This window comes from Mucilaginibacter sp. (genome assembly GCF_025359345.1).
Classification (GTDB): Bacteria; Bacteroidota; Bacteroidia; order Sphingobacteriales; family Sphingobacteriaceae; genus Mucilaginibacter.
Window position 1 is genome coordinate 128,487 of the sequence record NZ_JANYGQ010000025.1, and the last position, 12,348, is coordinate 140,834.

Consider the following 12,348-nt stretch of genomic DNA (forward strand, 5'->3'; position numbering starts at 1 on the left):
TGAAAATCCCGAAATTTCCGCCATGATCCACATCGTTAATTACTGCGACAAAATTAGATGACGGCGATTACGCCTGAGGTATACAAATGTGGGAGGATGTTATACATTTTGACGTTTCACAAATTATGTGCTTGGTTATGGCCTTGCTTTAACCACTAAAATGTGTTTGTCATTAGAGTTGATGAAAAAATCTTTTTATCTGTATAGAACAATACAGAATGCAACTTGCACCACTTCCCGAAAGTAGATTGTACCTATTTCTACAGACGGAACGCTGTCTAATCTTTATCAAGCGCTTAAGGAAAGCGCAGCTGTTGATCGCCGGAGGCTGTACATTTTTTATTTACACTCCCAATGCGCCGCCCGCCAATCAATTGATCGCCAACGGCGTGCTCACAAAACATTTCTATACATAATCTAAAGCTTTTTTCAAATGGTGTCTTTTACAGAGAAAAATAATTACGATTTAATTTGTATCAAATGATACAATATGTATCTTTGCCTCAGCAATGGCAGGAAGAAATAAGATATATAACGAAGAAGAGGCGCTTGATAAGGCAATCGGCGTATTTTGGGAAAAAGGTTATGAGAATGCTTCTTCCAGGGATCTACAAAAAGCCATGGGCATAGGAATGGGAAGTTTTTACTTGGCTTACAAAGGTGGAAAGCAGGAATTGTTCATTAAATCAATGGATCGTTTTTTTTCTGTTTATCCGACGCATGCCTTATCCATGTTGAAAACGATTGAGAATCCGGTAGAGGTCATTCGTCAGTATTACTATGTTATGGCAGATCCAAACGGTCAGTTCCGGCAATTTGGCTGCTATTTCAGCAATGCGATTATCCAGATCGCTGATCCAGATTTAAAGAATACGGCTATTGGCCATGTGGTGACTGTCGCTAACGCGTTTTCAGCGGCGCTTCTGCGGGCTAAGGAAGCCGGTATTATTCAACCGACGATCCCCCAGGAAATGTGGAACATATATTTGCTTAATTTATGGACAGGCCTCAATACGGCAAAATTTATAGAGAAAGATGTATCTAAAATGAAAGCAGTGATTGACTTTAGTTTAAGGGTTTTTGAATAAACCTTTTTTTTGATCTAAATTGTATCAATTGATACAATTTAGATCAACGATGAAATCAGGTAAATGACAGGACGAAACGCATAAAGATTTATACAGATCAAATAAAAATTTAATAATTATGAAAAAGACAATTTTAATTACAGGAGCATCATCAGGATTTGGTTTGATGCTTGCCAATGACCTTCAGCAAAAAGGGTTTAACGTGATCGGCACAAGCCGTGAGCCAGAAAAGTACAAAGGGAAATTCGCTTTTAAACTTTTGCGTCTGGATATTTCTGACGACGCGTCTATTGCCTTTGCCCGGGAGCTTTCTGCTGAAACACAAAAAGTGGATGTATTGGTAAACAATGCAGGTTATATGGTTACAGGTATTGCCGAAGAAACTCCCGTTGAAGTCGGAAGGCAACAATTTGAAACAAACTTTTGGGGTACCGTTAAAGTAACCAATGCTTTGCTGCCTATTTTCAGAAAACAAAAATCTGGTCAGATCATCACGGTAAGTTCTATCGTAGGCCTGATAGGCCCGCCAAACCTTTCTTATTATTCTGCCTCTAAACACGCTGTTGAAGGGTATTTCAAATCATTGCGTTTTGAACTAAACCAATTCAATATCAAAGTAAGCGTTGTAGAACCAATGTGGTTCAAAACCAATCTGGCACACAATGCGGTAACCGTTAAAACAGATGGTATAGCAGACTACAATGCGTACAGACCTAAAGTGAATGCTTTCACCCAAAAGGGTATTGATGAAGCAGGTTCACCTGACGTGGTAGTCAATACAATTAAAAAACTGATTGATGCAAAAGAGCCAAAATTCAGTAATCCTGTTGGGAAAATGGCGGGGATGGTATTGTTCCTGCAAAGCTATGCACACAAAATGTTCGAGGGTTCTGTATTGAAAGACGTAGCATCGGCACTTAAAAAATAAATATCAGGGAAAATTTCTTATAAAAATCATAACAGTAAAAAATGAATATTACAAACAAAACAGTCCTGATCACTGGTGGTGGATCAGGAATAGGTTTCGAAATTGCAAAATTGCTTTCAGCGCAAGGAAACAAAGTAATACTGGTAGGCAGAACAGCAAGTAAATTACAGGAAGCAGTAAAAAATATAGACAATGCAGTCGCTATTGCCGCGGACATTAACAGCGAAAGCGATGTGAAAAAATTAATTGCACAGGTTTCGGCAGAATATCCGGAACTAAGTGTTTTGATCAATAACGCCGGACGTGCGTTTGCATACACACACGCTGAAAACGCAGATGCTTTTTCAAAAGCAACGGAAGAGTTTGCTACTAATTATTTTTCATTGATCCGGCTGACCGAAGGGTTTCTTCCACTTCTTAAAGCTCAGGACGAAGCAGCCATCGTTAATGTTACTTCTATAGTGGGCTACTTGCCCTCGGCAGCTACACCATCCTATTCAGACAGCAAGGCTGCGGCACGTTCCTACACCCTTTCTTTACGCCATACTTTGGCCCAGGACACCAATATCAAAGTTTTTGAATTAATGCCGCCTTTGGTAAACACCGAGTTCTCCAGAGAAATAGGCGGTGAAGAATTTGGTATGTCTCCGGTAACGGTGGCTGAAGAATTTTTAGAAGGCGTTCGTACAGATGACTATGAGATCAAGGTAGGCCAAACTGCTGGTTTGAGACAATTGTACCTTTCTGATCCCCAGGCGGCATTCAATGCTATCAACCAGGTTGCACACTAATACTAAAAAAAATAAAATGAAAGCAATTAAATATTTAATGCTGATGTCGCCACCAATTAAAATGACTTGTTTATTTACATTATCAACGCATTCAAATAAAATAGCCCCCGGTTCAGTTTTCGCTATGACATATATCGGCTTTTGTTTTAACCCCATTTTAATCAATAGTTTTTTAACATCAGAATCAGTCAGTTGTGGTACTGGCATAATAGTTATTTGTTGTTTTTTCTAATGTAGTCGTTTACGAAAGATTTATGTTATTAAATTGAACGAATTGTATTTAACATTATAATTATAATCACGAATTAATGTCAGGAGCGAAAAAAAATTGTCCTTGCTATCTGTTTTATACTTTTAATTATATTAATTGCGGTTCGAAGTAAAAAATAGGGCATTCATTTATGCAAGCAAAGCTTATAATGATACCAAGTAATTAGAAATGAAACAGTTTTTATTTAAAATACATTAGATTTAGGCAGCACTATTGCTGTCAATCAAATCATTAGTCATCATTTTTCATCTTTAATCTGCATGGGTTGATTCTATGAAAACGCTCTATGCAACACGTTTAAATGGAATAATTATAAAACCAAGTCCGCTAATAATCTTAAATCATGTAGAAAAAGGTTCGAAATTTGTACAGGCAGGGCGACTTAAAGCGATACCAAGTAAAAGCCTCTTCAAAGAAATTTGAAGAGGCTTTTTAATTTAATACCGCGCCTGGATTGAGGTGCTATGCTGCACTGGGTTTTATCGTACCATATAGCTGTCCACACAGATTAAATAAGTTATTGTCTTGATAATCATTGTGTTCCACAGCGTTCCAAGTGTTCCATGTGTGAAAACGGAACGCTTTATCCGTACTTTTGCAGCGTAAAGCCGACGTGAACCATCGATATAAATCATTTCACAACCAACGCTGGTTTGTAATCCCGCCAAAGCCATTCCAGCGCTTCGGGGAGTGTTTGCTGTTTTACTTTGTAATCAACATGCCCAGCGTTGCGGGCGAAAATAAACTGGTATTGATAATTTTTAGCGGCGAGTGCTTTTGCCATATTTTCATTGGCAAGCACCCAATCATGCATGCCATCGCGCATTATATTTGGATTAAACAAGTCCCGGTCGCCCACCTCCATCCAGATCCGCAATGGTTTCAGGCGGCTATTGGGGATGATAGTTTCATGAAATCCCCAGGCACCTTGCGGTGTTTTCGGGTTGTAGGGCCATTGCTGGTTAATATAAGTTCCGGAATAGTTGAGCACAAGGTGATACAATTCCGGATGATACCAGGCCATAATCAGGGCGCATGACGCGCCTGAACTACCACCCATGGTGGCGCGACCAGCGGGGTCTTTGGTTAGTTTTACCTGGCATTTGCTCTCCACCAGCGGCAGTATTTCATTTTCAACAAATTCGGCATATACGCCGCTCATAGTGTCATATTCCAGGCCCCGTTCGCTGCCCTGCGCATCGCCGCTGCCATTACCGATAGAGATGGCAACCATCGGCGGCACTTTGCCTTCGGCAATCAGGTTATCTAACACCGTGAAAAGCAAATTGTCCGGCCCGTCGGTGCCAACTATAAACGGCGCAGCGCTACCGGCGATATACTGTTTGGGGACATATACCGCCAACTGGCGGGTGTAGGGCGCCGGATGACTTGTTGTGACGATTAACTTAGCCGGGTTTGCAGTATCCGGGATGCCAAATGTATTTGGTTCCCGGGCAATGCCGGGATAAATTTTACTATCCTTCGAGTCAATAGTAAATCGGTATATAGTACCCTGCGGTACGTTAGCCTGAACCAACGATTCTGGGGCGGGATCGTGTGTAGGGCCTATAATGAAATTTCCATTGGAACCGGGTGAAGGATTGGTGCCGTCAGGTAATTCCTTAGCTGACACATAACCCGGCGTATGAGGGTCGCGGGTTGGCACCTGGGCCGTGACCGGGCTTATACTACATACCACTTGAAACAACGCAGTGAAAGCAATGGTGCGGTTAATTAGTTTAACTAGCTTCATTTAATTTGATTTAAGGGAGGTTATGCCTGTTTTAAATTTAGGGTTAATAATTGCGGCATCAAAATTTGACCGATAAATTTTTATGTTAACCCGTATGTTTCTTCAAATCAAGAAAAACATTAGAAAACTGTCCCTTAAAAACAGTGATATAAACAACTAAGTATTTGTACTTATAGCCTGGTGTAAGTAGTTTGCATTTGCCTGGCCCTGGTAATGTTGGGCACACCCGGGTTTTCGGCATAATTAAAAGTCCATCTCATTTCATTGCTTCCAATAAATTCTATTTGATATTCAGCATGCTTCACCGGCGAAGTTGCATCAGCTACATCTATTATTAATTTATTGCCTGCCATTTTCCAACGTGAAGCTTTCAATTGACCGGCAATTTGTTTTTGCAACGCAATAGTGCAATCTTTCGCCTGTTCGCTCATTTTTCCATCGGCGGTAAATGTGTAAACTATATTGGCAAAGCAAGGCATGTTTTTTACAAGCATCTTTAAAGTGCTTACTGTTTTGCCGTCTTCCTTTGTAAGGATATCTTCCTTTTTCTTCCATGAGCCTACAACAGCCTGGGCATCAGTAAATGCAGCTATGCTTGCAAACGCAAGTGTTAATAGCAAAATGTATAACTTGTTAATCTTTTTCATTTTATTCATGTATTGTTTTTGGGGGTAACGGTTGCGGGTTTATTTGAACTCTGGACGGTTGAATAGTACCTGTAGAACTTTTCACAGTTTTTGGAGGCAACGGCTGTGGATTTATTTGAACATTTGCCGGCTGAATACTACTTGTAGAACTTTTTACATTTTTAGGCGGTAACGGCTGTGGGTTTATTTGAACATCGGCAGGCCGAATACTGCCGGAAGTTCGCCTCACAGTCCCCCCCGGAGGAAGCGGTTGCGGGTTTATTTCAACTTTGTCCGCGCCTGCATTGTTGTAGGGCCTCCCTGCGTTGGTTTGCGAGGCATGCGGGTCCACTTCTGCTTTAACAGGTTGAACGTTATTACCTGTTCTATCCATCGTGACTATCCTGTCGGGGTTTCCATAAACAACGGAGGTAAAATTGTTATTTCCTGACATCTCCCGGATAACAGCCGCATCGGGTACAGTATAAAAAATTACGCCGCCTTCAAATTTCTGATAGCCCTTCTCGCGATACGAGCTAACCTGCTTAATCCGGTCTACAGGCAGGTTAACGTAATCGGAAACCGGGTAACCTAATTTTCCTTTCTCCCAGCCCGTATTTTTCCAGGCATCGAAGATTTTATTTAATACAACATATGCACCATATTTAGGGCTCCAGTAGATATATCCGTGATTGAATTTTTGAAAAAGGCCGACAGCATCGGGCAATAAAGTCTCGCTTTGTTCGGGCCAGCCTAATTCACCAAATTCGTAACCGGCTTTTATATATTTATCTCTTACTGCCCCCCAATTGGCGCTTGCTGCCTTGGTTTTGTTTGAATAATAAAAGAAAGAATTATTGTTTTTTCCCGGCAAAAAATATCCATTACCATCTACGCGGTTCCCGTTAGATGGGATGGCCAACGAATGATCAGTAGTTCCGCCTGTATTGACTGCTATGTTTTTATCAAATGAGGCTAACATAATTTGCTTTGTCGCGGTAAATTGTTCGTCCGCATTCGACGGCTGATTTCTTAAAATATTTTGAATTACCCATGGCTGTTCAAAATCGCAAGTGATACTGTTACCATTTTTAAATATGCCTTTAGGCCTGTAAAAAAGTGTAACATAAAAATACTGAACAATCATAGCCTGTTGCTCTTCATTGTACGACTCTCCCAGGTTATGCCCGTCGCAACTGTATTGATATTGATTGCTCATAACCGTGTTTTTAAATTGATTTACCGCCCCATCTGCAAATAGTTTTAATGCGCCCACGTGCCATATTTGCCAGGCGTGGGTTAGTTCGTGAATAAAAACATCACCAGGAAAGCCGTTCATATTGTAGTTTAACGGATCATCAAAGGCGTTCCCCAGGTTCATCAGGATATAAACATCGTTGCCATTTTTAATTGGAACAGTGAACGGCCTTTTATCAATCGACATTAAATTGGTGACAATAATCTTATTTATGGGCGGGAGCGAATTCATGAAAATGGTTGAATTAGCAATGTTGTATGCGTTGCCGTAGTCGCTCAGCATACGCACTTTGGGCAAATTTCCGGTTTGCAGGAAGGTTGTAATTGTGCCAAAACATTGTACAAAGAATATCCCGTTGTTAACCACTATGGTTTCTCCCAGGTCTTTCACAGCCTCGCCGGTACCATCAACTGCTGCTTTTACAAAATTTGCCAAATCATTTGCCGCGTCTGAAACGGTATTCCACACGTCGTCAAAGCCGAAACACGTTTTACAATCGCCTTTTACCGATGACGCTACCTTAAAGCTGATGTCAGCCAAATTATTTTGCTGATTTGGCAATGAGTAAATGCCGTAGATAATATTGTTGCCCAGGTATTTTTTAGCATCCGATTTGAATTGATGTGTCATATTAGCCGGTACACCATCATTCGGCTTCCCGCTGAATTTTATTTGTGCATTTGCAGGAACTGTGGTATAAGCAATAGCCACCACATTGCCCTTAACAGAACTATAGCTGGCGTTGTATTGAATACCATTTTGCACCTGTTGGTACGATATGTTGGCATCGAGCTTTTGCAGTAAGATTATGTTGATGAAATGATTGTCCTGCCTATCAGGGCTGTAATTTACCTGCCAAAGCTCCACTTTAATTTTAATGCCCGCAGCCTGCGAAATGTTGCAATTCCATCCTTGCTGTAATTGCTGAACGACGTTGTCATTGGCAAATAAGATACTTCCCTGAACCTGTCCCTGTTGGGACGCCGAAGCGAGGCGGGCTTTGTTGTTAAATGTTCTAATCTGCGCGTTTGTATCATTGCCAGCTACAGTAAAGGCGATAGCTAATAAAGTGTAAAAAAACCTGTTCATTTCTTTGAAGATTAAATATTCGTAAAACGACCAACTACTACCGGGTTTTCAAAAGGGTTAAAACCTTCTTTGGGGTTGCCGGTGCTCCAACTGTATCCTGTTATATTTCCTTGCTCATCGGTGTACAGCCTGAAATTTCCTCTTCCCAAACCGCTGTATTCGCCGCCGTTTGAGTTAAACCGGGAATCGCTTTTGCCGTGCGGGCTTTTACTACAGTCAATGACCTCAACTTCATATTGCTGGGTATTCGGCTCGATAACCTTCGATTGCCTGTGCGGCCTTGGTAAGGCCGCAATCAGCATCACGTGGCCCGTATTATCCTCATGTTCAGACCGATCGACATACTGCAGGGCAATTATATCGCCGGGAAGAATGCCACTGATGTTTTTTATCTGCCGGAAATGGCTGCCGGATACTATTGCATCATAATAATGATGGGCGAACATCCGTTTGTGGCCCCATTCAGTTTTAAAATTATCGTCTGTCCAGTTAAAAGTTTTAGCCATTAGCGCATTGATAAATCCACTGCAGTCGGCAAAGCATTGCCGGGATTTACCGTCGTCGCCCCAGCTTACCGTATTGTCTTTATGCTGGTAAGAAGTATTTTGCGGGTTAATGTTTTGTTGTAGCTTCTGCGCCCAATACAGCAAATTTCCGGATGGATATGCCGCCTGCTGAGCCTGGGCTAAACAGCGGCTGCCAGGGGAGTAAGCAAAGCCTAATATTATAATTATTGCCGCGTATGTAACAATTCTTTTCATGGTTTTATTTAACATAAATAGCTACTACCTGGTTGGCCGACGTTCTTGCACAACTTGGACTTACCACATTACATCCCGGGTCCATTTCAACAAAATTTCCATTTTTCCAGTAGCAGTTATTACCAGAAGAGGAGGAAGCCCCGGTTACGTAGAGGTCGGTGTTATTGTATAAGAATATCGAGGAAATATTTTCTGCAAGCGCGTAGGTGCTTGTATTTATCATCGTGCCATTTTTCCAGACCGCCCCGGCTCCGTTATACTGCCCACCAATGTATACATCTGCACCCTTCACCAAAATGCTGGATACGCGGTTAAATAGGCTGTTTGCCGGGGTGGTAAGCGATATGGAAACACCATTCTTCCAAAGGCGTGGGGCCTGGTTGATAATGCCACCGGTGCCAGGGTCGCGCACTTCTTCAGTACCGGCCACGTAAATATCACTACCTGAAATAAATATAGCCGAAGCTTTCGCACTGCCGGTGTGTATACCATCAGTTATATCAACGGGGTTTCCGTTTTTCCAATAAGTTGCCTTTAGTGTGGTGGTGCCAGCCAGGTATCGTGAGCCCGCTACATACACATCCCCGTTACTCACGGCAATTGCATTGTTTAAATATGAGCTCGCGTTTGAACCAATAACAGTTACACTATTAGTGTTTAGTGCAGTTGGCGTACCATTTTTCCAGGTATAGTATGTGGTTCCAATTGCGCCAAGGCAATAAACATCGGTACCGGAAACAAAAATGGAAAATGTAAATCCCGTTTGTGCTGAAAGTTGCACTGCGGCGCCATTTTTCCAATAAGTCGGGGTGCCGCTTGTAGATGGACCGGCCACATAAATATCATTGCCGGAGCCAACCATCGAATAGGGGTTTGACCAGTCCGCAACAGGCGTGAACACAAAGTTTTTCCAGTAGCCGTAACCGTTCCTCGTATCAGAACCAAGCACATATATATTAGGACCGGTGGTAGCGTAAGTGAAACCGAATGCATTTGATGTGCCACCCGGAGTAGTAACAGTTACATTTCCCGAGGTTCCGCCTGTAGGCACGGTAACCACCAGTTGCGTTACAGTAGCGCTGGTTAATACGGCAGCCGTCCCGTTAAAACTAACATCGTTATTGGCAACGGTGGCATCAAAATTTGTCCCTGTGATAGTTACCGGAGTTCCCGCAGTAGCCGAAGCGGGGCTAATGCCTGTTATTGTTGGTGCCTGCAAATAAGTAAATACAGGCCCTGTAGCGGTGCCGCCTGGCGTAGTTACTGTTACGGCGCCAGTACTGCCGCCCGCAGGAGCTGTAACAACCAATGAGGTTGTTGTTCCGGATGTAATGGCCGTGGTAGTGCCGCTAAATTTAACGATGTTGTTAGCCGGTACAGCATCAAAATTAACCCCCGTAATTGTTACTGCCGAACCCGCCTTACCCGAAGCTGGGTTAATGGCAGTAATAGAAGGTGCCATTAAATAGGTAAATATAGGCCCAGTAGCTGTTCCGCCAGTTGTGTTTACAGTTACAGTGCCGGTGCGTCCGCCGGCTGGCGCCGTTACGACTAATGAGCCGCTGCTTGCCGATGTAACTACGGCCGCCGCGCCGTTAAATTTTACGGTATTAGCCGAGGCAGTTGTACTGAAACCAGAACCGCTAATGGTGACCGCAATCCCGGCAAGTCCAGTTGATGGCGAAATGGCCGTTATTGCCGGCGCCGGGACAGGGTTATTTTTTTTACAGCCTACAAATATTGAAAGGACTGTTAAAACGAGTACAAATGAATAGTTAATTATTTTTTTCATAAGAGTATGTTTTTGGTAGTTAGCGCTGATAAACATTAGCATCTGCAGTTCCATCGCTGTTGGTATCAATGCCCGTTGCTTTTATTTTTATTTTCAGGTAGCCGCTGCTACCGCTGGTGCCAATTTGTTTAATCACAGCCATCAATCCGTAAACTTCCCGGCTGTCCATCTGCATTTTTACTGCGAATACTTGTCCATCGAGTTTTTGACCAATCGATGCATAATAGGCGGCGTAGCCCTGTGCATTGCGCACCGCACTTTGAATTTGGCTGTTGTTTTGAATTTGATTAAACTGCCCGATTGTAAGCCTAGTTAGTGCCACTTCGCTTTCATTAATATCACTCCACTGCATCGCCTGTTCACTAACATGCTCGGTCATGTATCCCGCGGTCGAATTGTTTTTGGCAAAACCAGGTGTCATCAGGTAATAGGTATTCTGACCATCCGCTGGTGCGAAAAACATCAAGTCAACCGCACTTGGTTTTTGTGCGGCTTCACCCATGCCCATCACCGTGCCTGTCATCACATCCAGGCAATTGCCATATATGCCGTTATTTTGGTTGCCCAAATTGCCGGTGCCATCATTATTTACCGATTGTGGATTATTGATGGGCAAACTTTGTCCGGCCAGGTAATTTTGAGAGGAAACGCTGTTATTATTGTTTAATGCCGTATTTTGATTATATTGGTTTGCGCTATTATTCGTATTTTGATTGGATGAATAGGAGCCTGAGCCGCCTGCTGTATTACCGGCATCGTTAGCTGAATAAGAGCCTTGACTGCCCTGGGCGTTCGATGCCGAAACGCTTGAATTTGAGTAGCCAGCAGAACTTTGATTATTTGAATTGCTACCGGGTGCGTTTTTTGATGCCGCTTTTACATCCACCGCAAGTTGTTTACTGTCGTAAAAAAGTTGCCTGGCTTTTAATAAATATGGTTGAAATACGGCAATTAAATTGCTCGCTTTTGTTGTCGTATTATTAACTTTATCAAAAATACTTATTTTGTTATTTTGCTGCGAATAAGCGTCAAATGCGGGTAATAACAGCAGTATCAACACCGGCAAAAGGTTTATTTTTTTCATAGATATAAGATTTATATCTCAAATCTATCTATCCGGGCAGGCGTTTAAAAGTGCTACTCTACGAACGACATAAATAATCGCCCGGTGACGCTGGTTAAAGAATTTTACCGGTTGAAAACAGTTCATTATCATAATTTATTACGATAACATGGTTCATAACAACGACATAACGTGCATAGTAGTAGATGACGACCTGGTAGACAGGTTAATGACTTTGTCGTTTCTTAAAGACTATCCGCAGGTTAAAGTATTAGGTGCCTATTCTTCATCTGTAGAAGCTTTAGATGCCTGTATAAAATTAGCGCCCGATGTATTATTCCTGGATATAGATATGCCCGAATTAAACGGTTTGCAACTGCGGGCGCAACTAATGCAAATTCCTGCCTGTGTATTTATTACCAGTTTTCCGGAATACGCTTTAGATGGTTTTGAAGTAGAGGCTTTTGACTTCATTGTAAAACCATTTACGTCGGAGCGGTTTGAAAAAATGATAAATCGCCTGCAGGAATATTTTTTGATAAGAAATAAATCTGAACTACTGTCCCATACATTGGGTGCTGATACCATTTTTATAAAAGAAGGTACCCGCCAAATTAAGCTGCAATTACACGAGGTTATTTATTTGGAAGCAATGAAGGACTACACCAGTATCAACACCGTGGGCAAAAGGTATATGGTTCTGGAATCGTTGAGTCACTTGATTAAGGAGCGGGGCTTTGCGAATTTTATCCGGATCCATCGCAGTTATGCAGTTCAAAAACATTATATAAAACAATACAATTCGCTAAAAGTGACACTGGCAAATAACTATACGTTACCGGTTGGAAGGAACTTTAAAGAAACATTGCAAAATCTGTATCAATAAAAAAAGCAGTATGATTTACGCGATTGTTTAATTTCCTCAGTT

At 42.1% G+C, this 12,348-nt stretch carries 10 protein-coding genes; 4 read left to right on the forward strand and 6 right to left on the reverse strand.

The window, feature by feature from the left end; genetic code table 11:
• Positions 1–509 precede the first annotated feature (509 nt).
• The 3 genes from Q0R52_RS15780 (at position 510) to Q0R52_RS15790 (ending at position 2,807) form a co-directional block, all read left to right on the forward strand.
• The gene (locus Q0R52_RS15780) at positions 510–1,088 is read left to right on the forward strand and encodes a TetR/AcrR family transcriptional regulator (RefSeq protein ID WP_295795953.1); all 579 of its coding nucleotides are present in this window, start codon (positions 510–512) and stop codon (positions 1,086–1,088) included.
• A gap of 118 nt (positions 1,089–1,206) precedes the next feature.
• Complete coding sequence (locus Q0R52_RS15785) at positions 1,207–2,016, forward strand: SDR family oxidoreductase (protein ID WP_295795955.1); 810 nt, start codon at positions 1,207–1,209, stop codon at positions 2,014–2,016.
• A 41-nt stretch (positions 2,017–2,057) separates the two neighbouring features.
• Positions 2,058–2,807 (forward strand): SDR family NAD(P)-dependent oxidoreductase, encoded by a 750-nt coding sequence (locus Q0R52_RS15790; protein WP_295795959.1) that lies wholly within the window; start codon positions 2,058–2,060, stop codon positions 2,805–2,807.
• Between the two features lie 902 nt (positions 2,808–3,709).
• Here Q0R52_RS15790 and Q0R52_RS15795 read toward each other — a convergent pair.
• The 6 genes from Q0R52_RS15795 to Q0R52_RS15820 all read right to left on the reverse strand — a co-directional run bounded on the left by Q0R52_RS15795 (position 3,710) and on the right by Q0R52_RS15820 (position 11,441).
• Entirely contained in the window at positions 3,710–4,831 is a 1,122-nt protein-coding gene (locus tag Q0R52_RS15795) for an alpha/beta hydrolase-fold protein (RefSeq protein WP_295795961.1), read from the reverse strand.
• 170 nt (positions 4,832–5,001) lie between these two features.
• A complete protein-coding gene (locus tag Q0R52_RS15800; RefSeq protein WP_295795962.1) occupies positions 5,002–5,478 on the reverse strand; it encodes a hypothetical protein in 477 nt (158 codons plus the stop codon).
• 1 nt (position 5,479) lies between these two features.
• Entirely contained in the window at positions 5,480–7,804 is a 2,325-nt protein-coding gene (locus tag Q0R52_RS15805) for a hypothetical protein (protein ID WP_295795964.1), read from the reverse strand.
• Positions 7,805–7,815: 11 nt separating this feature from the next.
• Complete coding sequence (locus Q0R52_RS15810) at positions 7,816–8,565, reverse strand: hypothetical protein (RefSeq protein WP_295795966.1); 750 nt, start codon at positions 8,563–8,565, stop codon at positions 7,816–7,818.
• A 4-nt stretch (positions 8,566–8,569) separates the two neighbouring features.
• On the reverse strand, positions 8,570–10,357 hold the full coding sequence (locus Q0R52_RS15815) for an IPT/TIG domain-containing protein (RefSeq protein ID WP_295795967.1): 1,788 nt from the start codon (positions 10,355–10,357) through the stop codon (positions 8,570–8,572).
• 19 nt (positions 10,358–10,376) lie between these two features.
• Positions 10,377–11,441 carry a hypothetical protein gene (locus tag Q0R52_RS15820; protein WP_295795970.1) on the reverse strand — a complete coding sequence of 355 codons (1,065 nt, stop codon included), beginning with the start codon at positions 11,439–11,441 and terminating at the stop codon, positions 10,377–10,379.
• A 148-nt stretch (positions 11,442–11,589) separates the two neighbouring features.
• Here Q0R52_RS15820 and Q0R52_RS15825 point away from each other — a divergent pair, with 148 nt between their 5' ends.
• Positions 11,590–12,306: a LytTR family DNA-binding domain-containing protein gene (locus Q0R52_RS15825; protein WP_295795972.1), complete on the forward strand. Its 717-nt coding sequence runs from the start codon at positions 11,590–11,592 to the stop codon at positions 12,304–12,306.
• Positions 12,307–12,348: the final 42 nt, after the last annotated feature.